The sequence below is a fragment of the Amycolatopsis sp. CA-128772 genome (genome assembly GCF_002904295.1).
Taxonomy (GTDB): Bacteria; Actinomycetota; Actinomycetes; order Mycobacteriales; family Pseudonocardiaceae; genus Amycolatopsis.
In genome coordinates, this window is record NZ_PPHG01000001.1 from 43,508 (window position 1) to 65,530 (window position 22,023).

17 protein-coding genes and 2 pseudogenes are annotated in these 22,023 nt (G+C 71.5%); 12 read left to right on the forward strand and 7 right to left on the reverse strand.

Going from position 1 to position 22,023, the window contains the following annotated elements; translation table 11 throughout:
* Positions 1 to 42 precede the first annotated feature (42 nt).
* From C2L59_RS00200 to C2L59_RS00215, 4 genes are all read left to right on the forward strand, one after another.
* A complete protein-coding gene (locus tag C2L59_RS00200; protein ID WP_103347458.1) occupies positions 43 to 1,446 on the forward strand; it encodes a M1 family metallopeptidase in 1,404 nt (467 codons plus the stop codon).
* A gap of 125 nt (positions 1,447 to 1,571) precedes the next feature.
* Positions 1,572 to 3,866 (forward strand): glycoside hydrolase family 95-like protein, encoded by a 2,295-nt coding sequence (locus C2L59_RS00205; protein ID WP_103347459.1) that lies wholly within the window; start codon positions 1,572 to 1,574, stop codon positions 3,864 to 3,866.
* A 25-nt stretch (positions 3,867 to 3,891) separates the two neighbouring features.
* Positions 3,892 to 6,162: a Tat pathway signal sequence domain protein gene (locus tag C2L59_RS00210; RefSeq protein ID WP_103347460.1), complete on the forward strand. Its 2,271-nt coding sequence runs from the start codon at positions 3,892 to 3,894 to the stop codon at positions 6,160 to 6,162.
* A gap of 42 nt (positions 6,163 to 6,204) precedes the next feature.
* The gene (locus tag C2L59_RS00215; protein WP_103347461.1) at positions 6,205 to 7,092 is read left to right on the forward strand and encodes a peptidylprolyl isomerase; all 888 of its coding nucleotides are present in this window, start codon (positions 6,205 to 6,207) and stop codon (positions 7,090 to 7,092) included.
* A gap of 84 nt (positions 7,093 to 7,176) precedes the next feature.
* On the opposite strand, the gene C2L59_RS00220 is transcribed toward C2L59_RS00215, so the two are convergent.
* Both C2L59_RS00220 and C2L59_RS00225 read right to left on the reverse strand, forming a co-directional pair.
* Complete coding sequence (locus C2L59_RS00220; protein WP_103347462.1) at positions 7,177 to 8,043, reverse strand: PDR/VanB family oxidoreductase; 867 nt, start codon at positions 8,041 to 8,043, stop codon at positions 7,177 to 7,179.
* Position 8,044: 1 nt separating this feature from the next.
* The gene (locus C2L59_RS00225; protein ID WP_199198841.1) at positions 8,045 to 8,665 is read right to left on the reverse strand and encodes an MSMEG_1061 family FMN-dependent PPOX-type flavoprotein; all 621 of its coding nucleotides are present in this window, start codon (positions 8,663 to 8,665) and stop codon (positions 8,045 to 8,047) included.
* A gap of 56 nt (positions 8,666 to 8,721) precedes the next feature.
* Between C2L59_RS00225 and C2L59_RS00230 the strand changes: the two genes are divergently transcribed.
* Entirely contained in the window at positions 8,722 to 9,339 is a 618-nt protein-coding gene (locus C2L59_RS00230; protein ID WP_103347463.1) for a TetR/AcrR family transcriptional regulator, read from the forward strand.
* Between the two features lie 27 nt (positions 9,340 to 9,366).
* On the opposite strand, the pseudogene C2L59_RS00235 reads toward C2L59_RS00230, so the two are convergent.
* The 4 genes and pseudogenes from C2L59_RS00235 to C2L59_RS00250 all read right to left on the reverse strand — a co-directional run.
* Positions 9,367 to 9,681: pseudogene (locus tag C2L59_RS00235) on the reverse strand (iron chaperone); the annotation flags it as partial.
* 79 nt (positions 9,682 to 9,760) lie between these two features.
* Positions 9,761 to 9,949, reverse strand: a pseudogene (locus tag C2L59_RS50180) (polysaccharide deacetylase family protein); the annotation flags it as partial.
* A 180-nt stretch (positions 9,950 to 10,129) separates the two neighbouring features.
* Positions 10,130 to 10,939 (reverse strand): NAD(P)-dependent oxidoreductase, encoded by an 810-nt coding sequence (locus tag C2L59_RS00245; RefSeq protein WP_103347464.1) that lies wholly within the window; start codon positions 10,937 to 10,939, stop codon positions 10,130 to 10,132.
* A gap of 23 nt (positions 10,940 to 10,962) precedes the next feature.
* Positions 10,963 to 11,772 carry an IclR family transcriptional regulator gene (locus C2L59_RS00250; protein ID WP_103347465.1) on the reverse strand — a complete coding sequence of 270 codons (810 nt, stop codon included), beginning with the start codon at positions 11,770 to 11,772 and terminating at the stop codon, positions 10,963 to 10,965.
* A 159-nt stretch (positions 11,773 to 11,931) separates the two neighbouring features.
* Between C2L59_RS00250 and C2L59_RS00255 the strand changes: the two genes are divergently transcribed.
* The 7 genes from C2L59_RS00255 to C2L59_RS48470 all read left to right on the forward strand — a co-directional run bounded on the left by C2L59_RS00255 (position 11,932) and on the right by C2L59_RS48470 (position 21,557).
* The gene (locus tag C2L59_RS00255) at positions 11,932 to 13,437 is read left to right on the forward strand and encodes a sodium:solute symporter family protein (RefSeq protein ID WP_103347466.1); all 1,506 of its coding nucleotides are present in this window, start codon (positions 11,932 to 11,934) and stop codon (positions 13,435 to 13,437) included.
* A 50-nt stretch (positions 13,438 to 13,487) separates the two neighbouring features.
* The gene (locus C2L59_RS00260) at positions 13,488 to 14,423 is read left to right on the forward strand and encodes a 5-dehydro-4-deoxyglucarate dehydratase (RefSeq protein WP_103347467.1); all 936 of its coding nucleotides are present in this window, start codon (positions 13,488 to 13,490) and stop codon (positions 14,421 to 14,423) included.
* On the forward strand, positions 14,423 to 15,679 hold the full coding sequence (locus C2L59_RS00265; protein WP_103347468.1) for a glucarate dehydratase family protein: 1,257 nt from the start codon (positions 14,423 to 14,425) through the stop codon (positions 15,677 to 15,679). Before C2L59_RS00260 ends, C2L59_RS00265 begins: the two co-directional genes overlap by 1 nt.
* A gap of 4 nt (positions 15,680 to 15,683) precedes the next feature.
* Entirely contained in the window at positions 15,684 to 16,811 is a 1,128-nt protein-coding gene (locus C2L59_RS00270; protein WP_103347469.1) for a hypothetical protein, read from the forward strand.
* A gap of 15 nt (positions 16,812 to 16,826) precedes the next feature.
* Positions 16,827 to 18,281 (forward strand): aldehyde dehydrogenase (NADP(+)), encoded by a 1,455-nt coding sequence (locus C2L59_RS00275; protein WP_103347470.1) that lies wholly within the window; start codon positions 16,827 to 16,829, stop codon positions 18,279 to 18,281.
* Positions 18,282 to 18,550: 269 nt separating this feature from the next.
* Positions 18,551 to 20,929: a polysaccharide lyase 8 family protein gene (locus C2L59_RS00280; RefSeq protein WP_199198842.1), complete on the forward strand. Its 2,379-nt coding sequence runs from the start codon at positions 18,551 to 18,553 to the stop codon at positions 20,927 to 20,929.
* A gap of 187 nt (positions 20,930 to 21,116) precedes the next feature.
* Positions 21,117 to 21,557, forward strand: a complete 441-nt coding sequence (locus tag C2L59_RS48470; RefSeq protein ID WP_233223179.1) for a hypothetical protein — start codon at positions 21,117 to 21,119, stop codon at positions 21,555 to 21,557.
* Positions 21,558 to 21,867: 310 nt separating this feature from the next.
* On the opposite strand, the gene C2L59_RS00290 is transcribed toward C2L59_RS48470, so the two are convergent.
* Positions 21,868 to 21,990 (reverse strand): ribosomal protein bL36, encoded by a 123-nt coding sequence (locus tag C2L59_RS00290; RefSeq protein WP_103347484.1) that lies wholly within the window; start codon positions 21,988 to 21,990, stop codon positions 21,868 to 21,870.
* Positions 21,991 to 22,023 lie beyond the last annotated feature (33 nt).

Sequence of the window (22,023 nt, forward strand, 5' to 3'; positions counted from 1 at the left end):
GCGAGCCTGGTTTCAGCACGCACGACGAAAGGTTCGCCACGGGTGATTTCGAAGGCTCCCGCTCCCGGCGCGGACACCTCCGGCGACCCCTACCTGCCCGCGCACGGCAACGGCGGCTACCGGACCCGGCACTACGACCTGATCCTCGACTACAAGGTCGCGCCGAACCGGCTCTCGGCGGTGGCGGTGATCACCGCGGAGGCGACGCAGGCGCTGTCCCGCGTCAGCCTCGACTTCGGCGAGTTCCGGATCAACCGGGTGCTCGTCGACGGGAAGCCCGCGAAGTACCTGAAGCGCGGCGCGAAGCTGCACGTGAAGCCGGCGAAGCCGATCCCGGCGGGTGGGGTGTTCACCGTCGAGGTGCACTACGTCGGCAACCCGCGCCCGGTGGGGAGCCGCTGGGGTGACGTCGGCTGGGACGAGCTGACCGACGGCGCCCTGGTGGCGAGCCAGCCGGTCGGGGCGCCGTCGTGGTTCCCGTGCAACGACCACCCGTCGGACAAGGCGGCGTACCGGGTGAGCGTGACGACGGCGTCGCCCTACCTGGTCGCGGTCACCGGCACGCTGGTCGAGCGGTCGACGTCGGCGAGCACGACTCGCTGGGTCTTCGAGCGCCCGGAGCCGACGGCGACGTACCTGATGAGCGTCCAGATCGGCCGCTACGACGACGTCGAGCTGACCGGCCGCGGCTGGGGCTCGCCCGCCGGCGTGGGCGCGCGCCTGCTGAGCCTCGGTTTCGGCCGCGGCGGCGTCGAGTCGGTCGCCCCCACGGTGCCGCAGCACGCGGCGGTGCCCCCGCGGCTGCGGCGCGCCTTCGAGCGCGACTTCGGCCGGCAGGGCCGGATGGTGGAATTCCTGCAGCGCCTGTTCGGCCCGTACCCGTTCGCCGAGTACGTCATCGTGATCACCGACGACGACCTCGACGACCCGATCGAGGCCCAGGGCATGGCCATCTTCGGCGCCAACCACGTCGACGGCCGCCGCACCCACGAGCGGCTGGTGCTGCACGAGCTGGCTCACCAGTGGTTCGGCAACAGCCTGACGGTGGCGGACTGGCGCCACATCTGGCTGAACGAGGGCTTCGCCACGTACGCGGAGTGGCTGTGGTCGGAGGAGTCGGGCGGCCCCCCGGCGGCGGTACTGGCGCGCGACTGGCACGCGCGCATCAAGGCCAAGCCGGCGGACGTGCGGATCGCCGACCCCGGGATGGCGAGGATGTTCGACGAGCGGGTGTACAAGCGCGGCGGGTTGACGCTGCACGCGCTGCGGGCGGAGCTCGGGGATCCGGCGTTCTTCGCGCTGCTGAAGTCGTGGGCTGAGGAGCACCGGCACGGGTTGGTGACGACGGAGGCTTTTGTGGCGGCCGCGGAGTTGCAGGCGGGGCGGTCGCTGAGCGCGTTCTTCACCCGCTGGCTGTACACGCCGGCGCTGCCGCCGCTGCCCTGATTCATCGGATGTCTCTGCCGCTTTCCGGGTGAACTCCTCTGGTGTTTTGGGCACCCCTCTGCAAGTATGACCGGACGCCGCCGCATGATCTCGCCGAAACGTCGTATGAGTTCGGAGGATGCTTCATGGACGCTGTGTCCCGGCGGACGGTGCTCCGCTCCGCCTCGGTCCTCGCCGGGGCCGCCGCCTTCGGAGGGCTCTGGGCCCGCGCGGCGCCGCCCGCGGTCGCCGCCGGCGGAAATCCGCACCGGGAGGTCGCCGGAGATGCGCGGATGGTCTGGCGGCGGCTGCCCAAGAACTGGCAGGAAGGCCCGTTCCTCGCCAACGGCTACCTCGGCGCCCAGGTCTACGCCGGCGCGACGCCGAACGCGCTCAAGTTCATGCTCGGCCACACCCAGGTGCAGGACCAGCGCATCCAGTGGGAAGCCGGCATCGGGCTCTCGCGCCTGCCCATCGGCTACCTCACCCTCACCCTGGCCGGCGCGATCACCGCCGTCGACTGGACGCTCGACCTCTACAACGCCGAGCTCGGCGGCACCATCACCACCACCCAGGGCTCGGTCGCCTTCTCCGCCGTCGTGCACAACGACCTCGGCGTGCTGCTCGTCTCGCTGACGCCGAGCGCGGGCGAAACGAACCCCGCCTGGGCGTTCCGGCCGCTCGAGTCCGCCACCACCCGGACCGTCCGCAAGCCGCCCGAGTACGTCGCCAACCCCGCGCCCGAGCAGGCCGGCGGTTACTGCGCGCAGCCCCTGCTCGCCGGTGGCGGGTACACCACCGCTTGGCAGGAACGCGCGATCGGCACGAGACGGCTGTTCGCCGCCGCCGTCGCCTACAGCTTTCCGGGCACCACGCACACCGCCGACGCGCGCAACGCGGTCCGGAAAGCGCTTGCCGCCCGCCCGGACGCGCTGCTCGCCCGGCACCGCCGCTGGTGGAACGACTACCACCGGCGCAGTTTCGTTTCGGTGCCCGACAAGCAGGTGCAGCGGTTCTACTGGATCCAGCTGTACAAGATCGCCGCCGCGACCCGCGCCGGCGGGCCGGTCGTGTCCGAATGGGGGCCGTGGTTCCCCGAGGTCGGCAACAGCTGGACCGCCGTCTGGTGGAACCTCAACGTCCAGGTCACCTACCCGATCGTCAACAGCACCAACCACCCCGAACTCGACGCCGTCACCGAGACGTTCCGGCGCGACCACGCGAACCTCGAAGTCTCCGTCCCGCCCGCGTACCGCGACAGCGACACATACGCCCTCTCGCACCCCGGTGACTGGCGGCTGCGCCCCGGCGGCACGCGCTCGGTGGGCGTCCCGGGGACGACGTCCAAGACCGACCAGACCGGGAACCTGTTGTGGGGCCTGCACAACGTGTGGCTGGCCTACCGGCACCACATGGACCGTCGCGTGCTCCGCGACGTCCTGTACCCGACGCTGGCCAAGGCGCTGAACTTCTACCGCCACTTCCTGTTCACCGGCCCGGACGGGGCGCTGCACCTGCCGCTGACCCGGTCGCCGGAGTACGCCGACGCGCCCGACTGCACCTACGACCTGTCGCTGATCCGGTGGGCGGCCCGCACGCTCGTCGACTCCGCCCGCATCCTCTGCCTCGACGAGCCGCGCGTGCCGATCTGGCACGAAATCAGCGCGAAACTCGTGCCGTACCACGAGGATCCCGCGAATGGTGTGCTGATCGGCGACGGCGTTCCCCTGGCTGCGTCGCACCGGCACTTCTCGCACCTGTTGTGGCTGTACCCGCTGCGGGAGAGAGTCTGGGACCGCCCGGGCGACCGCGACCTCATGACGCGCACCTTCACCCATTGGGCCGCCGACCAGACGGCGTGGCACGGCTACAGCTACGCGGCCGCGTCGTCGATGCAGTCCGTGCTGGACTCACCCGAAGAAGCATTGCGGTACCTGAAGTTCTTCCTCGACCGCAACGTCGTGGCCGACACCGAGCTGACCGCGAACACGATGTACCGCGAGGGCGCCAACTTCGCCATCGAGAGCCCGATCACCGCCGCCCAGTCCGTTGTGGACATGATGGTGCAGGGATCCGGCGGGGTGCTCAAGGTCTTCCCGTCGGTGTCGGCGACCTGGCGGGACGCCTCGATCGCCGGGCTGCGCGCCGAAGGTGCGTTCCTCGTGGACGCTTCCCGTCGCGACGGCAAGACGGAATTCGTGCGTGTGCACAGCGAAGCCGGTGAGCCCCTGGTGCTCCAGCACGGTGTCGCCGGGGACGTCGACGTCCGCGACGAGCACGGCCGCCGGCTGCCGTGGCGGCCGTCCGGACCCGGGCGGATCGCGATCGGGCTGCGGCGCGGCGGCACCGCTGTCGTCACCCCACGGGGCAGCCGGCCGGCCTTCGCGCCGCGGGACGTCCCGGCGCTCGGTCCGGCGCCGGCGTGGGGCCTGCCGAGCTGAACCGAGCTCTCGACGAGGAGGTCGAATGGACATCACCCGCAGAACCGTGCTCGGTGGCGCGCTCGCCGGGATCGCCGCCGCCGGCTTGACCCCCGCGTTCGCGGAAGCGGAACCGGGGAGCGACGACTTCGGCTGGGCCGGGTTCCTCGGCACCGCGGACCTGTATTGGCGGCGGCTGCCGAAGACCTGGTACGAAGGCCCGTTCCTGGGCAACGGGTTCCTCGGCTCCGGCATCTACGCCGAGCCCGGGCGGAACGCGATCCGGTTCAACGTCCAGCACAGCCAGGTGCAGGACCACCGGCCGGAGTTCGGCTCGCTGTTCGGCCTGGCCCGGCTGCCGATCGGCTACTTCACGCTCGAACCGGTCGGCGCGATCACCGCGATCGACTGGCGGCTGGACCTGTGGAACGCCGAGCTCACCGGCACGATCACGACCGCGGCGGGCAGCCTGAGCCTGCGCGCGATCGTCCACACCGGACAGGCCATGCTCGCGGTCGAAATCCGGCCGTCCGAAGGGGAGCGGGCGTTCAGGTGGGTGTTCCACCCAGCCGTGGCGGTCAGCCCGCGCGCCGATCCGGTGTGGAACAAGCCGCCGCCGGCGGGCTACACCGCGAACCCGCCGGTGCAGCTGTCGGCGAGCGGTGACACGCAGCTGGCCGTCCAGCCGCTGCTGGCCGGCGGCGAGCACGTGACGGCGTGGCGGGAAGTCACGCGTGGCGGCGCGCGGACGCTGTACACGTCCGTGGCCTGGTCGCACCCGGAGAAGACGTCGGTGGCGCGGGCGCTGGGCACGGTCCGGACGAGGGAGTTCGCCGTCCTCGCCCAGGACCACCGGCGCTGGTGGCACGACTACTACCGGCGTAGCTTCTTGTCCATTCCGGACACCCGGTTGCAGGGTTTCTACTGGATCCAGCTGTACAAGGTCGCCTCGGCGGCCCGGCGCGAGGCACCGGTGATGGCGACGTCCGGGCCGTGGCTGGAAAACACGCCGTGGCCGGCGACCTGGTGGAACCTCAACGTCCAGCTCGAGTACTGGCTGATCCACGGCTCGAACCACCTGGAGCTGGACGCGGTCAGCTACGCACTGGACAAGTACCGGGCCAACCTGACGAGCCAGGTCGCTTCGCCGTACCAAGCCGATTCGGCGGGCATCCCGCGGACGACGGACATGACGCTGCTCAACGGCGTCTCGAACCCGACCAGCGGGTTCCCGGTCGGGATCCCGGGGCAGGACACGCCGACGCCGGAGGTCGGCAACCTGACGTGGGCGCTGCACAACGTCTGGCTGTCCTACCGGCACACCATGGACCGCCGGCTGCTGCACGGCACGCTGGTTCCGTTGCTGCGCAGAGCGATCAACTACTACCTGCACTTCCTGGCGCCGGGCCCGGACGGGAAGCTGCACCTGCCGCCGACGTTCTCGCCCGAGTACGGCGTCAACGCCCCCGACTGCACCTACGACCTCTCGCTGATCCGCTGGGGCTGCAAGACACTGCTGCAGCACGCTCCCGGCGACCCGCTGGCGCCTCGCTGGCGGGACGTCCTGGCGACGCTGGTGGACTACCCCGCCGACGTCGACGGGTACATGATCGGCGCCGGGGTGCCGTTCGCGAAGTCGCACCGGCACTATTCGCACCTGCTGCAGATCTACCCGCTCCACGACGTCACCTGGGAGCAGCCGGAGCACCGGGCGATCATCGAGACGTCGCTGAACCACTGGGTCGGCTTCGAAGGCGCGCTGCAGGGCTACACCTTCACCGGGGCGGCGTCGATCTCGGCGCAGATGCTGCGCGGCGACCAGGCCGCGTTCTACCTCGGCGAGCTGCAACGGCGGTACATCCAGCCGAACACGATGTACAAGGAGTCCGGGCCGGTCATCGAGACGCCGCTGTCGGCGGCGAAGTCCCTGCAGGACATGCTGGTGCAGAGCTGGGGCGGGGTGATCCGGCTGTTCCCGGCGGTGCCGGCCGCCTGGGGTGACGTCGCACTGCGGGACTTCCGCACCGAAGGCGCGTTCCTGCTCAGCGCGTCCCGCACCGGCGGGAAGACGCGCTGGCTGAAGGTGCACAGCGAGGCCGGGGCGCCGTGCGTGCTGCGGCCGGGCATCGACGGCGACCTCGCGGTGACCGACGCGCGGGGCCGGGCGCGGCGCTGGCGGCGGCTGGCCGGCGGGGACGTCCAGGTGGAACTCGGGTGCGGCGAAGACGCGTTCGTGTACCGGAAGGGGGATCGGCCGGACTTCGGCGTCCGGCCGGTGACGCCGTCCGGGCCGAGCGCGCCGTGGGGGCTGCCCTGATCGGCGTTTTCGCTAGGGTGTTCTCCGACGAGGGGAGCGGGGATGAGCGAGCCGGGCGGCAGACCGGGCCAGTACCCGCCGTGGCCGGTGCCCGTGCCGCCGAAGCGGTCGTCGGCCACGGCGATGGTGCTGGTCATCGGGTCGGTCGTGGTCGTCGTGGTGATGGTCTTGGCCTTCCTGGCCTTCGGCTCGCCCGGGTTCCTGCGCAAACCGGACGGCCAGGCCGGCGGCGCGTTCTGGTCGTCGTCGTCGTCATCGAGCTCGCCGCCGGTCGCGCCCGGCCCGCCGGCCGCGATCCCGGGCGAGCGCGCCCCGATGCCGAAGCGGACGCGACCGCTGGCCGACCCGGTGACGTGCGCGTTCACCCCCGATCCGGGCCCGCCGGCGCCGAAGAAGGCCGCGCTGCCGCCCGACGGCCCGGCGTCGTCGACCGGGACGGCCGGCGTGCAGCTGGCGACGACCGCGGGGGACATCGGGCTGACGCTGGACCGCGCGTTGGCGCCGTGCACGGTGGTGAATTTCCTGAGCCTGGCCCGGCAGGGGTTCTACGACGGCACGTCCTGCCACCGGCTGTCGGTCAGCACCGGGCTGCAGATGCTCCAGTGCGGCGACCCGGTCGGCGACGGCACCGGCGGCCCGGGCTACACGATCCGCGACGAGGTGTTCCCCGAGCTGACGTACGGCCGCGGCATCCTCGCGATGGCGAAGACGACGGCCCCGGACTCCGGCGGATCGCAGTTCTTCCTCGTCTTCGGCGAGACGAACATCCCGCCGGAGTACACGGTCTTCGGCGGCATCGACGACCCGGGCCTGGCGACCCTCGACGCGATCGCCCGCCGCGGAATAGACCCGGCCAAACCCGGCCCCGGCGACGGCAGCGGCCCACCCACGACTCCGGTGACCATCACCCACGTCACCGCCACCCCGTAACTCGTGTGATCACAGCCGGAACTGGCGTGATCGGAGCCGTGACTCGCGTGATCGGAGCCGCTGACCGCGAGCCGGCCGTCCAGGTCAGAGGTCCAGCACCAGGCGGGGTGATCGCGCGCGGGAGACACACGGGTACATCCGGCCCGCCGCCGCGCCGATGTCGTCGCGGTGGTCCGGTTCGCCCTCGATGACCGTCACCTCGCAACTGCCGCACACGCCCTCCCGGCACGCGGACGGCACCGGGCGCCCGGCGTTGTTCAGCGCGTCGAGCAGGGATTCGTCCGCCGGGACCGGGATCGTGCCGCCGGATCGGGTGAACTCGACCTCGAACGGCGTGTCGGGCCCGGACGTCCGTGGGGTGGGCTGGAAGCGCTCGGTGTGCACCCGCGGGAACACCGCCTCGGCCGCGTCCAGCATCGACGCCGGCCCGCAGCAGTACACCTCCGCGGACGGGAACTCGCGGGCCAGGGCCACGAGGTCGGGGCGTCCGGGCCGCACGCGGTTTCCGTACTCGGCCGAGAGTTCCGCGGCGAACGGCCGGCCCGCGTACGCCAGCGTCGCCGCTGCGCCGGACGCGACCGCCGCACGCAGCATCGGCAGGATCGGCGTGATCCCGATCCCGCCCGCCACGAACAGGTACTCCGGCGCCGGCAAGAGCGGGAAGTGGTTGCGGGGAAACGAAACCGACAGCGTGCGGCCCGGCCGCAGGAACAGGTGGACGTACTCGGACCCGCCCCGGCTCAGCGGGTCGTGGCGGACGGCGATCCGGTAGGCCGAGCGGTCGGCGGGGTCGCCGCAGAGCGAGTACTGCCGCGTCAGCCAGTTCGGCAGCTCCAGGTCGATGTGCGCGCCCGGCTCCCACGGCGCCAGCGGGCCTTCGTCGCCGCGCAGGACCAGCGAGACGACGTCGCCGGTGACGCGCTCGACGCGGTCCAGGATGGTTTTCTGCATGTCAGTACAGCCTCCGGTAGCCGGCTTCGAGGAGCTGCTCGAACAGCACCGGGTCGGCGTTCATCTGGTCGGCGGCGATCTCCCCGGCCGAGGGCAGCTCCGCCGCGAGCGCCTGGCTCGCCGGGTCCCACAGGCGCGACCGGATCAGCGCGCGGCCGCAGTGGAAGTACACCTGCTCGACCTCGACGACGATCGCCAGCGCCGGCGACTTCGCCTCGGTGCGCATCCGGGCGAGCACGTCCGGGTCGTCGGTGACGTACGCGCTTCCGTTGACACGCAGCGTTTCCCGCATGCCGGGGACGAAGAACAGCAGGCCGACGCCGTCGTTCACGGCGATGTTGCGGAAGGAGTCGGCGATCTTGTTGCCGGGCCGGTCGGGCAGGGCCACCGTGCGCTCGTCGAGGACCTTCGCGAAGCCGGGGTAGTCGCCGCGGGGCGAGCAGTCGGCGCGGCCGGCCGCGTCCGCCGTCGCGAGGGTGAGGAACGGCGAGTGCGCGATGAAGCGGCGGGCGTGCCGGTCGATGCGGTCGCCGATCTTGGCCTCGATCATCGCCTCGGGCTCGCCCAGCCGGTCCCGCACCTCGGCCGGGGACACTCGGCGCAGCGTGTTTGTGCTGGTCATGACATAATTATGAGCAAATGCTCAGGTCTTGACTACTCGCTTTCGCCGGAGGGGCCGTGACACCGGACGAGCGCCGCATCCAGCCACGTAAACAGCCGCGGCAGGTCCGCGCCGAGCTGACCCGGCAGCGGATCCTGACCGCGGCTGCTCACGTTTTCGGCGCCCACGGCTACGCCGCCGGCACCACCAACCGCATCGCCGAGCGCGCCGGCGTCTCGATCGGCTCGCTGTACCAGTACTTCCCGAACAAGGACGCGATCCTCGCCGAGCTGCTGACCCGCCACCTCGACGACGGCGCGGCGGCCGCGGCGAAGATCCGGGACGGGGAGCTGCCCGGCCCGATCGAGGACATCCTGCGGCTGCTCGTCCGCAGCGCGATCGACTCCCACCTCGACGACCCGCAGCTGCTGCGGATGCTCAACGAGCAGGCGCCGCGGCCGGCGGAGCTGCTGGAGAACGTCGAGCGGCTCAAGCGGTACTGGTACGGCTACCTGCAGGAGATCCTCGACGGGCACCCCGAGGTGCGGCTGGCGGACACGGCAACGGCCGCGCGGCTGATCTTCACGACGATCGAGCTGGTCGTCCACCAGCTCGCGGCCGAGCACGAGCCGGTGGACAGCCGCAGGCTGGAGAACGAGATGGTCGCGATGCTGACGCGGTACGTCCGGGGCTGAGCTCCGGCCGCCGCGGCGGCACGGGACCTACTTGACCGCCTGCGCCACCAGGGCGGCGATTCTCTGCTCGACCGCAGGCGTGACGTCGGTCAGGGCGAAGCCGGCCGCCCACATCGGTCCGTCGTCCAGGTTCGCCTGGTCGCTGAACCCGAGGGTCGCGTAGCGCGCCTTGAACTTCTCCGCGCTCTGGAAGAAGCAGACCACCTTGCCGTCGAGGGCGTAGGACGGCATGCCGTACCAGAGCTTCGGTTCCAGGACCGGGGCGTGGGCCGTGACGATGGCGTGGACGCGCTCGGCCAGGACCCGGTCCGGCGGCGCCATCTCGACGATCTTCGCGACCACTCGGGAGGGCGACGAGCTTCTTGCCGTTCGGTGGCCGGAACAGGATTTCGCCGGGGTAGCCGGTGGTGCGGATGGGCGTCGGTGCCTTCGACCTCGTCGGCGACCCAGGACGGGTCATGCCGATCATCCGGTCGTGGCCGAAGCTGTGGTCGCCGGGTTCGTGGCCGGCTTCGGCGATGTCTTTCGCCAGGCCGGGATGCGCGGCGATGTCGCGGCCGACGATGAAGAAGGTCGCCGGTACCTCGCGGGCCGTCAGGGTGTCGAGGATCGTTCTGGTGCCGGCGGGGGCGGGGCACCCCGAAGCCTGATTGTGACGACGGACGGCGGCGGCTTGTCAAGGCGGGAAAGCGTGCCTTGACAAGCCGCCGCCGTCCGTGTTCTGGCTTCGGATCGGGGTTGCCGGCGGTCTGGGTGCCCCTTCGGGGCCTCCTACAGCGCCCCTTGGGCGTCAGAGGGGGTTGAACACGCCCAAGGGGGCCGTGCAGAACGGGCCGCCTACGTACTCCGCCGCCGGGCCTGTCGGTGCCGGCTTTGCCGCCAGTTGCTCCGCGTACACCTCTGCGTCGTCCAGGGACTTGTAGCCCAGGGCTTCCGCCTCGGCCAGTGAGTAGATCCGGCGGGTGTTGTCCGAAACGCCCCAGATCAGGCGGTACCCCGGTGATGGTGCCGAAAGGCACGCCTCGAACAACCTGGCGCCGTCGTCGGGGGAGAGCCAGGTGGCCAGGCCGCGGGGGCCCAGGGGGAGGGGGGTCTCGAAGCACGAGCCGATGCGGATCACGATCACGTCCATGCCGAAGCGGGAGTGGTACAGGCTGCCCAGGGCCTCGATCGCCGCCTTGGAGACGCCGTAGTACGTGTCCGGCCTCGGTGAGCTGTCCGCCGGGAGGTCCTCGTCCACCCGGCGGAAGCCGACCGCGTGGTTGCTCGAGGCCAGGATCACCCGCCGGATCCCCGCCGCCTGCGCCGCCTCCAGGACCGTCTGCGTGCCGTTGATGTTGACGTCCAGCGTGGCTTCCCAGGTGTTCTCGCGGCTGTGGCCGCCCAGGTGGATCAGCGCGTCGACGCCCTCGCACGCTTGCGCCATCGCCGCCGGGTCGGTGACCGACGCCGTCACGATCTCTTCGGAAGCGTCGGAGGCGGCCGGCTGCGGGGCCAGGTCGAGCAGGCGCAGCACCCGGCCCGGGCGCCGCAGGCGGGGGCGCATCAGGGTGCCGACGACACCCGCCGACCCGGTGATGAGCACACGCTGGTCCGTCATGGGGTTCCTCTCACACTGCAGGGTTAACGGATGCCGGCCCGGCGCAGCTGCTGCCCGAGCTCGGCGGTGGTCTCGGCGAGCAGCTCGCCGACGCGGCGGGCGTCGTCGTCACTCACCTGGGCGATCGGCATCGAGCAGCTGATCGCGTCGGTGCCCGGGATGCGGTACGGGATCACCGCGGCCACGCACCGGACGCCCAGCGTGCCTTCCTCGATCTCCGCGGCGTACCCGCGTTCGCGCGTCGCGGCGCACTCGGCGTGCAGGCCTTCGAGCGTCGTGATGGTGTTCGGCGTCAACGCGGTCAGCGACACCGGCATCAGCGCCTCGATCTCGTCGTGCGTCAGCTCGGCCAGCAGCGCCTTGCCCAGCGCCGTCGCGTGCGCGGGCAGCGTCCGCCCGACGCGGGAGACCAGGTGCGTCGAGCGCTGCGACTCCCGCGTCTCCAGGTAGACGACCTCGGTGCCGTTGCGGCGGGCGAAGTGCGCCGTGAAGCCGGTCTTCTCCCGGATGCGCTCCAGGGCTTCGGTGGCGAACGGGACCACGGCGTCGCGATCCAGGTACGCCGTGCCGCAGATCAGCGCGCGGACGCCGAGGCGGTAGCGGGCGGTGTTGGTGTCCGCCTCCAGCCAGCCGGCTTCCAGCAGCGTCCGCAGCAGGCCGTGCAGCGACGAGCGGGGGAAGCCGGTGCGCGCGTGCAGATCCGACAGCGACAACCAGACGTCGTTCGCCGCGAACGTCTCGATGAGGTCGACGGCCCGGCGCGCGGACTTCACGCCCGAGGACTCGGCGGGGGCGCCGTCGGCCGCGGCCGGGTTGTCCACCTTCTGCGGCATTTGTGTGCCTCCGTCCGGCCGTTGACTTGTGACCCCGGCCATATTAGCGTCCCGAACAACGTTCTTATGGATGAACATAATCACTATAACAGACTCCGTTCATGGATGTGAACATCTCGTTCGAGACCGCATCGCCGTGGACGCGGAAAGGAGCCTGCGGTGCACGCACTCGACTGGACGATGGTCTGCGCGTACTTCGCGCTGATGATCGTGATCGGCTGGTGGTCGCACAAACGGGTCAGCGACGTGAAGGACTTCTTCACGGCCGGCGGCAAGATGCCGTGGTGGCTGGCCGGCATCTCGCACCACATGTCCGGTTACAGCGCCGTGCTCTTCGTCGCGTACGCGGGCGTCGCGTACACCAGCGGCGTCACCGTGTACTTCTGGGGCTTCGCCAGCATCGGCATCGGCGTGGGCATCGGCAGCTGGCTGTTCGCCGCCCGCTGGAACCGGTTGCGCTCGAAGCTCGGCGTCGCTTCGCCGCTGGAGTACCTGGCCAAGCGGTACAACGTGCCGACGCAGCAGGCCCTCGCGTGGAGCGGCAGCCTGCTGAAGATCTTCGACATCGCGGCCAAGTGGTTCGCCGTCGCGACACTGCTGCACGTCTTCGCCGGGCTGGACTACAACCTCGGCATCCTCATCACCGGCGCGGTCACCCTGGTCTACTGCACCATCGGCGGCCTGTGGGCCGACGCGCTCACCGACTTCGGCCAGTTCGTCATCCAGGCCATCGCCGCGATCGTGATGATCGTCGTCGTGCTCGGCAAGCTGGGTGGCATCTCCGCGCTGTGGACGATGTGGGACAAGCTGCCCGAAGGCCACGTCGACCCGGTGACGTCCAAGTACACCACCATCTTCCTGCTCGTCTACGTGCTGGTGAAGACGCTGGAGTACAACGGAGGCATGTGGAACCTGGCGCAGCGGTACATGGCCGCGCCGAGCACCCAGGAGGCCAAGCGGGGTGCGCGGCTTTCGTCCGCGCTGTACCTGTTGTGGCCCCTGGTGCTGATGTTCCCGATGTTCGCCGCGCCGCTGCTCATCCCCGGCGTCAAGGACCCGACGCAGTCCTACGCGATCATGACCACGACGTTCCTGCCGCCGGGCCTGATCGGCCTGGTGCTGGCCGGCATCTTCTCGCACACGATGGCGATGGTTTCCTCCGACGCCAACGCGATCTCCGCGGTGATCACCCGGGACATGATCCCGGCGATGTTCCGCCGCACCCGGCAGTGGACCGACGCCCAGGGCCTCAAGGCGGCCCGGATCACCACCGTGATCTTCGTCGCGCTGACCATGCTGGTGGCCACCCAGGCGCAGAACCTCGGCGGCGTGCTGCAGATCGTGGTCAACTGGGTCGCCGCGCTGATGGGGCCGATCTCGATCCCGCTGCTGCTGGGCATGCTGCCGTGGTTCCGCAAGTGCGGCCCGCGCGCCGCGCTGATCTCCTGGGCGGGCGGCCTGCTCGACTACGCGCTGGTGTACTACGTGTTCAAGGCGAACCAGACCGTGCTGGTCGCGACGCCGATCCTGGTTTCGCTCGCCCTGTACATCGGTCTCGGGCTGCTCGCCCCCGAGCGCAGCGCGGCCGCCGATGAGATCGTCGACACCGTGAACGCCGACGACGACGTCGACCGCAAGCAGGAAGGCACGACCGTGCCCGCCTGACACCGGCCACACCCGGCCGCAACCGAAGAAGGACGAGAGAGCGGAAACTGATGGCACAGAACGAGATCGAGCTGGACGGCCTGCTGGCGTTCCCCCTCACCCCGTTCACCGAGGACCTCGAGGTCAACCTCGACGCGCTCGCGGAGAACGTGGAGAGCCACATCGCGGCGGGCGCCGGTGCGCTGTTCGTCGCGTGCGGCACCGGCGAGTTCAGCTCGCTCTCGCCCGCCGAGCACGCCTCGGTGCTCGCCCGGTCCCGTGAGGTGGCCGCCGGCCGCGTCCCGGTCTGGGTGGGCGCCGGGGGCGGCGCGGCGTCGGCGCGGGCCGGCATCGCGGCGGCCCAGGCCGGGGGTGCCGACGGCGTCCTGCTGCTGCCGCCGTACCTGGTGTCCGGGCCGCAGGCGGGGCTGGTCGACTTCGTCCGCTACGCGGTCGGCGACTCGTCGGTGCCGGTCATCGTCTACCACCGCGGCACCGGCGTGTTCGGTGCGCCGGCCGCGGCGTCGCTGCTCGACATCCCGTCGGTCGTGGGTCTCAAGGACGGCTACGGCGACGTCGAGGTGATGACCCGGATCGTCACCACGATCCGGGCGCTGGACACCGAGCGGTCGCGGAACTTCCTGTTCTTCAACGGGTTGCCGACCGCGGAGGTCTCGGCCAAGGCGTACGCCGCGATCGGCGTCGCCCGGTACTCCTCGGCGGTGCACTGCTTCGCGCCGGAGATCGCGCACCGCTTCCACCGCGCGCTCGGCGAAGGCGACACGCGCGTGATGGACGCGCTGCTGACCGGGTTCTACCTGCCGCTGGTGGCGCTGCGCGACGAGACGCCCGGCTTCGCCGTCTCGCTGGTGAAGGCCGCCGCCCGGCTGCGCGGGGACAAGGTCGGCCCGGTCCGGCCGCCGCTGGTCGAGCCGACGCCGGAGCAGATCCACCGGCTGGAGAAGGTCGTGGAGGACGGCTTCGTCACGCTGAAGGGGCTCGGCTGATGAAGATCCTCGACGTGGTGCTGACCCCGGTCGCGTTCGCGGACCCGCCGCTGCTCAACGTCATGGGGGTGCACGAGCCGTTCGCGCTGCGCAGCGTCGTGCAGGTCAGGTGCGAGGACGGCGTCGTCGGGCTCGGGGAGTCCTACGGCGACTCGGCGTTCCTCGGCGAGGTGCGGAAAGTCCTGCCGCAGCTGCGCGGCCACGACGTGTTCGACCTGCCCGGCCTGCAGCGGCTGGTGGCGCAGGCGCTGTCGGACACGGTGCTGACCGACGCGCACGGGCTGATCGGCGGGTTCTCCATCCGCAAGACCGTGGCCAGCGTGTATTCGCTGTTCGAGGTCGCCTGCCTGGACGCGCAGGGGCACTACCTGGGCCGTCCGGTCACCGACCTGCTCGGCGGGAAGGCGCGCGACGCCGTCGAGTTCTCCGCTTACCTGTTCTACAAGTACGGCAAGCACATCGACGGCCGCGAGGACACCTGGGGCGAGATCACCACGCCGGAAACCCTGGTGGGTTCGGCGAAGCGGATGATCGACGAGTACGGCTTCCGCTCGATCAAGCTCAAGGGCGGCGTCTACGAGCCCGCCCAGGAGGTCGACGGCGTCCGCGCGCTGGCCGAGGCGTTTCCCGGGCACCCGCTGCGGATCGACCCGAACGGCGCCTGGACGGTGGAAACGGGCATCCGGGTGGCCCGCGAGCTCGACGGCGTCCTGGAGTACCTCGAGGACCCGACACCGGGCATCGAAGGCATGGCGAAGGTCGCCGCCGAGGCGTCGATGCCGCTGGCCACCAACATGTGCGTGGTCAACTTCGGCGACGTCGAGCCGGGCTTCCGGGCGCGGGCGATCGGCGTGCTGCTGTCGGACCACCACTTCTGGGGTGGCCTGCGCGCCACGCAGGCGTTGTCGGTGACGTGCGAGAGCTTCGGCGTCGGCCTGTCGATGCACTCCAACAGCCACCTCGGGATCAGCCTGGCCGCGATGGTGCAGGTCGCCGCGGCCACGCCGCACCTGACCTACGCCTGCGACACGCACTGGCCGTGGAAGGTCGAGGACGTCATCGAACCGGGCGTGCTGGAGTTCTGCGAGGGTGCCGTCGCGGTGCCCACGACGCCGGGGCTCGGGATCACCCTCGACGAGGACGCGCTGGCCCGGCTGCACGAGAACTACGTCCGATGTGGACTGACCAAACGGGACGACGGGACCTACATGCGGAAGTACGTGCCCGGGTTCGAAGCGAACACGGCGAGGTGGTGAGCCGGTGAAGGTGACGGGATACGCCTACCCCTGGGACGTCCTGGAATCCGGGTTCGTCCCGCGGGTTCAGGCGCTCGGCGTCGATGAGGTGGCCGTGGCGCTGTCCTACCACAGCGCCCGCGCGGCGACGCCGTGGTCGCCGTCGACGACCGCCGTGGTCGCGCGGCACGCGGCCTTCTACCGCCCGGTGTCCGACGGCTGGGGCGCACTGCGTCCGTCCACACCGGACTGGATGGCCTCGGAGGATCCCGGCGGTGACGCCGTCCGCCTGCTCACCGAGGCCGGGGTCCCGGCCGCCGCCTGGATCGTGCTGACCCACAACTCCCAGCTCGGCTACGAGCACCCGGACGTCGTGGTGCGCAACTGCTTCGGCGAGAGCTATCCGTGGGCGCTGTGCCCGTCGCGGCCCGAGGTGCGCGAGTACGCCGCTGCCGTGGTGGCGAACTCCGTGGCCGGGCTCGAGCTGTCGTCGGTGATCCTCGAAGCCTGCGGCCCGCTCGGCGCGGTGCACCAGCACCAGCACGAGAAGACCGACGGCGTGTGGGCGCCCGCGGTGGCCCGGCTGCTGTCGATCTGCTGCTGCGACGCCTGCGCCGGTTCCTGGGACATCGACGTGGACACCGTGCGGGCCCAGCTCGTCGAGGAGGTCCGCCGGCTGATCGCCACCGGCGACCTCGGCGTTTCCGCGGACCGGCTGCCGCCGGAGCTGACGCAGATGCTGCTGCGGGTCCGGCAGCAGGCGACCGACGAGCTGCGGGCCGCGGTGCTGGCGACGCTGCCTTCCGGGGTGCGGGTCGTGCTGCACGGCGCGCTCGACCCGTGGGTCACCGGCGCGCTGCCCGGGCTGACGCCGTCCGCGTCCGACGACGTCGACGCGGTCGTATTGTTCGGGTGGGCCCCCGCCACGGGAGCCGAAGCCGTCGCGGCGGCCCGGGAGGCCCTGCCCGAGCGGGTCGCGATCGGCAGCTACATCACCGCGGTGGCCGCCGCACCGGTGCCGGACATCGCGGCGTACGTCGGCGAGCTCGCCAAGGCGGGGGCCGCCGAGCTGCACCTGTACCACCTCGGTCTGGCCGGTCCGGGTCGCTGGGGCGACCTGGGCACGGCCACCGCCGCCGCCCACGAAAACTGAGGAGCTGTTCCACCGATGAGCCAGGCCACTGACGCCGCCACGCTCGAGAAGATCCTGGCGGGGGCCGCCGCGGCCGCCCGTCCCGCCGCCGGGGCGACCCCGGCCGGCCGCGCCCGCTGGCTGACCGCGGCCGCCGACGCCCTCGACGCCGCCGCGGGTGAACTGGTCCCGCTGGCGCACGCCGAGACGCACCTGCCCGGGTCGCCGCGGCTGGCGGGGGAGCTGAAGCGCACGACGTTCCAGCTGCGCCTCTTCGCCGAGGTCCTCGCCGACGGCGAGTACCTCGGCGCCACGGTCGACCACGCCGACCCGGACTGGCCGATGGGCCCGCGCCCGGACATCCGCCGGGTGAAGACCGCGATCGGCCCGGTGCTGGTGTTCGCGGCGAGCAACTTCCCGTTCGCGTTCAGCGTCGCCGGCGGCGACACGGCGTCCGCGCTGGCGGCGGGCTGCCCGGTGGTCCTCAAGGCCCACCCGGGGCACCCGGAGCTGTCCGCGCTGACCGGCCGGATCGTCCGCGAAGCCCTGATCGGCGCGGGCGCACCCGACGGCATCTTCGACGTCATCTTCGGCCAGGAGGAAGGCGTCACGGCCCTGAAGGACCCGCGGATCGCGGCGGCGTCGTTCACCGGCTCGATCCCGGGCGGGCGGGCGCTGTTCGACATCGCGAACGCCCGGCCGCGGCCGATCCCGTTCTACGGCGAGCTCGGCAGCGTCAACCCGGTCGTGGTGACCGAGGCCGCGATCGCCGCGCGCGGGGAAGCCGTGGCCAAGGGCTACGCGGGGTCGTTCACCCTCGGCGCGGGGCAGTTCTGCACCAAGCCGGGCCTGCTGTTCCTGCCGGAGGACCACGGCCTGACCGACACGTTGCGCGCGGCCCTGGACGGCGCCCCGGCGCAGCCGATGCTCAACGACCGGATCGCTTCCGGGTTCTCGTCGCAGCTGTCCGCGCTGCGGGAGGTCCCGGGTGTCGAGGTCGTGTCTTCGTCGGATTCTTCTTCACCCGCGTTCACCCCGACGCTGCTGGCCACGACGGCCAAGCAGTTCCTCGAGGGCGGCGACACCGTGCACGAGGAGTGCTTCGGACCGGCGTCGCTGATCGTCACCTACGCCGACCAGGCCGAGCTGCAGCGCCTGCTGGAGGCGATCGAACCGGGGCTCACCGCCACGATCCACGGCGAGGAGTCCGATGCGGACTGGCTCCGGCCGCTGCTGCCCTCCCTGGCCCGCATCGCCGGCCGGCTGCTGTGGAACGACTGGCCCACCGGCGTGACGGTGAGCTGGGCCCAGAACCACGGCGGCCCCTACCCGGCAACAACGGCCCCGACGACCACTTCGGTCGGCACGGCGGCCATCGAGCGGTTCCTGCGCCCGATCGCCTGGCAGGGCTTCCCGGACGCGCTGCTCCCCGAACCCCTGCAGGAGGCGAACCCTTGGAAGCTGCCCCGCCGCACCGACGGCTCCCGCTGACCGGCTGACCCGCCGGGGCGCCCCCCGGTTCCTACTCTACCGTCCGGCACCGACAGTTTCCGGCGCCGAGCCCGCTGAACCGGCGCCAATGGCCCGGCACTTTCACGTGAAAATGCCGCGGTCGCCGACCCATCGAAAACCGGCGCTTCCGAGCGCCCCCCGGCCCGGTGCCTTCCCGCAAGGCGCCGGGCCGGGACCCCCTACGCCGCCGCACAACTGAATCCCCTTTCCCGCAAGCCAAGGATGTCTTGATCCTGGGAGGCATAGTCATGCCCGTGAACCGGAGAAATGCCCTGCGCGGCGGTGCCCTGGCGGCCGCTTCCACCGTGCTCCTGACCCGCCCGGCCTTCGCCGCAACCCCTACAACCCCCGCAGCCCCCGCGAAAGCGGCGAGCCCGGTGCCCGCCGCGACCGCGCCGATCGTCGCCGCGTACCGGCAGCTGCAGACCGGGATCAACCGGCCGTCGCCCGAACGTGCCGAGGCGCTGGCCAACCTGAGCCGGGTCGCCAAAGCCTACAACGCCGGCCTTTCCGTGGCCGGCGGCGGCGCTCCACTGTGGACCGATCTGCCCCTCGGCCCCGGCAGCGACTACACCACGTCGATGTACGCGCGGCTGCGCGCGATCGCCGTCGACTGGGGCACGCCGGGCAGTGCGCTGTCCGGCGACCCGGTGGTGCTCGACCGCATCAAGGCGGCGCTCGAACTCATCTACGCGAGCCAGTACCACGAAAACGTCGGTGAGATCGGCAACTGGTACACCTACGAAATCGGCATCCCGTACTACCTGCTGCACACGCTGTCGGTGGTCGCCGACCAGCTCACCGCCGACCAGCTCGCGCGCTACCTCAAGCCGGTCAAGCGGTTCGTCGGCAACCCGAACCTGCGCGCGAACAACGCGTCCGTGATCGAAACCGGCGCCAACCGCGCCGACAAGGGCCTCATCTCGATCGTGGCGGGCGCGCTGCTCGGCGACACCGCGTGGATCAGGACCGGCATCGACGCGCTCACCGACGTGGCCGGTGGCGGCGCCGCGAGCGTCGTCGCGAAACTGGACCGCGCGGCCGGCGACGGCTTCCACGTCGACGGCTCGTTCATCCAGCACGACACCATCCCGTACCCCGGGCACTACGGCATCGTGCTGCTGACCGCGCTCGCCGGCGCCATCCACGTCACGCAGGGCACCGAGTACGCGCTGCCGCAGCCGTTGAAGGACAAGATCTACGCCCTCGTCGCCGACAGCTTCGCGCCGTTCGTCTACGCCGGCGCCCTGATGGAGCCGGTGCGCGGGCGGATGCTGTCGCGCCAAGGCGAAACCGGGCACGACATCGGCCACCAGCTGACGGTCGCGACGCTCGTCCTGGCCCGGACGGCGGCCGGCAAGACGAAGACCGACCTCAACGCCCTCGCCGCGAAGTGGCTCAAGGAAGGCACCTTCGCGCCGTTCCTCGAGATCCCGGACCCCGAGCGGTTCGCGCCCGGCCCGGATCTGGTGGCGACGCCCGGAATCGAGTTCGCGCAGGACATGCTGGCGTCGGGGGCGCGCCCGGCGCGGGTGGTGGCGACGCACCGGACGTTCGGCCAGCAGGACCGGCTGGTGCACGTCACCGACGACTGGTCGGCGTCCCTGGGGGTCAGCTCGACGCGGATTTCGCGCTACGAAGCCATCAACGGCCAGAACCTCAAGGGCTACCACGTCGGCGACGGCGTGCTCTACACGTTCCTGCCGAACGCCAAAGGCCACTACACCGACGCCTACTGGCCGACCGTCGACCCGCTGCTGCTGCCCGGCACGACCGAGCACGACGGCCCGGTCGACCCGAAGTTCGGCGGCGTCCCGGTGGGCCCGAACCCGCACACCGGTGGCGTCCGGTGGGACGCGCGGCACGGCGCCTACGCGTTCGACTTCAAGAACTGGGACGGCTCGCTGGTCGCGAAGAAGTCGTGGTTCTTCACCCCGGCCGGGATCGTCTGCCTCGGCGCCGGCATCACGAGCACGTCCGAGCACGCGGTGCGCACGACGGTCGAGAACCGCAACCTCGGCGAGGGCGGCGGCGGGACACTGCTGGCCGACGGCCGGCGCGTGCCGTCCGACCTCGGCAAAGCGGCCGTGCTCCGGCGGCCGCGCTGGGCGCACCTGGAGCACGTCGGCGGGTACGTGGTGCTGGACGGCGCTTCGGTGACCGCGCTGCGCGAAGACCGCACGGGTGCGTGGCGCGACATCGACACCGGCGCCAACACGAAGGGCACCACGACGCCGAACACGCGCCGGTACCAGAAGCTGGTGCTCGAACACGGTGTGCGGCCGACGGACGCGAAGTACGCGTACGCGGTGCTGCCGGGCGCTTCGGTGATCGGCACGCTCACGGCGTCGCTGGGCTGGCGGGTGGTGGCGAACACGCCGGTGGTGCAGGCGATCCGCGCGGCCGACGGCACGCTGCTGGCGAACTTCTTCGCGGCGGGCTCGGCCGGCGACGTCAGCGTGTCGGGGCCGGCTTCGGTGGCGCTCGGGCGGTGCGGGTTCCGGAGCCAGCTCGCGGTGTCGGACCCGACGCAGCTGCAGGACAGCGTCACGGTGACGGTGCACGGCCGGGTTGTGGAGGTGCCGCTGAAGGGCACGTTCGGCGCGACGAAGGTGGTGCCGCTGTAGGCAGCCTCCCCGCCGGGCCGGTGCCCCGACCCGGTCCGGCGGGGTCCCCACCTCGATGAGGCTGCCGGGCAGGCCGAGCACGTGGACGTCCTGCGGTATCCGGGCATCCGGTCCGACTCGGACATGTTCACCCTCGGTTGCCCGTTCCGGCCGTGGAAGGACGGTTTCGACCGCGCACGGCGTCACGTTGACCTGCCGGTTCCTGGGCAAGCGGGTCGTGGTGATCGGCAGCGGGGCGACGGCGATGACGCTGGTCCCGGCGCCGGCCTCGACGGCGTCGCGGGTGACGATGCTGCAGCGGTCGCCGTCGCACATCGTGGCGCGGCCCGGGCACGACGCGCTCGCCGACCGGATCCGCGCGCTGCTGCCGGAGAAGCCGGCGCACCGGGTGGTCCGCGGCAAGAACGTGGTGCTGGGGACGCTGTTCTTCCAGCTGATGCGCCGGCTGCCGGGCCGGGCGGCTTCGGCGCTGCGCAAACGCGTGGCGGCGCAGCTGCCGGCGTCGATCCCGGTGGACCCGCACTTCGTGCCGTCGTACGACCCGTGGGACCAGCGGCTGTGCCTGGTGCCGGACGCGGACCTGTTCCGGGCGTTGCGGGCGGGCAAGGTTCCCTGGCGGCGGACGTGATCGTGACGGCGACGGGGCTCCGGCTGGTGGCCGCGGGCCTGCCGGAGCAGGGCGGCCGCCGCCCGTGGATGATGCGGCAGAACCACCTGCTGGACCTGGCGGACCTGCGGTTCGCCCGCCTCGACGACGGAGTGCTGCGCTTTCGGCCGCTGACGTCCTCCGGCCCGAGTCCCGCCGCGGCCAGCTCCCGGAGAGTCATCTCGCGTACCCGGAGGGGCATCACGTGTGATCGGGGAGGCATCTCGGGTGATGCCCCTTGGCGCACGGGTGGGCCCCGGAACCGGGGTGGCTCCGGGGCACCGTGGTGGTGTCAGCCTTGGCGGGCCTTGGAGCGCGGGTTGTCCTTGTTGATCACCAGGACCTTCGTGCCCCGGCGGATGACCTGGGCGCCCGGCCGGCGGGCGAGTGAGCGGATCGAGCTGCGGACCTTCATGGCGAGCCGTCCTTCCTGCGGGAGCTGCGTCCC

Bases quoted from the DNA above. Each gene is read 5' to 3' on its own strand.
- C2L59_RS00275 (WP_103347470.1), top strand. From the start codon at position 16,827: ATGAGCCAGGCCACTGACGCCGCCACGCTCGAGAAGATCCTGGCGGGG.
- C2L59_RS00280 (WP_199198842.1), top strand. From the start codon at position 18,551: ATGCCCGTGAACCGGAGAAATGCCCTGCGCGGCGGTGCCCTGGCGGCC.
- C2L59_RS00265 (WP_103347468.1), top strand. From the start codon at position 14,423: ATGAAGATCCTCGACGTGGTGCTGACCCCGGTCGCGTTCGCGGACCCG.
- C2L59_RS00225 (WP_199198841.1), bottom strand. From the start codon at position 8,665: ATGACCAGCACAAACACGCTGCGCCGAGTGTCCCCGGCCGAGGTGCGG.
- C2L59_RS00245 (WP_103347464.1), bottom strand. From the start codon at position 10,939: ATGACGGACCAGCGTGTGCTCATCACCGGGTCGGCGGGTGTCGTCGGC.
- C2L59_RS00250 (WP_103347465.1), bottom strand. From the start codon at position 11,772: ATGCCGCAGAAGGTGGACAACCCGGCCGCGGCCGACGGCGCCCCCGCC.
- C2L59_RS00205 (WP_103347459.1), top strand. From the start codon at position 1,572: ATGGACGCTGTGTCCCGGCGGACGGTGCTCCGCTCCGCCTCGGTCCTC.
- C2L59_RS00220 (WP_103347462.1), bottom strand. From the start codon at position 8,043: ATGCAGAAAACCATCCTGGACCGCGTCGAGCGCGTCACCGGCGACGTC.
- C2L59_RS00215 (WP_103347461.1), top strand. From the start codon at position 6,205: ATGAGCGAGCCGGGCGGCAGACCGGGCCAGTACCCGCCGTGGCCGGTG.
- C2L59_RS00260 (WP_103347467.1), top strand. From the start codon at position 13,488: ATGGCACAGAACGAGATCGAGCTGGACGGCCTGCTGGCGTTCCCCCTC.
- C2L59_RS00210 (WP_103347460.1), top strand. From the start codon at position 3,892: ATGGACATCACCCGCAGAACCGTGCTCGGTGGCGCGCTCGCCGGGATC.
- C2L59_RS00290 (WP_103347484.1), bottom strand. From the start codon at position 21,990: ATGAAGGTCCGCAGCTCGATCCGCTCACTCGCCCGCCGGCCGGGCGCC.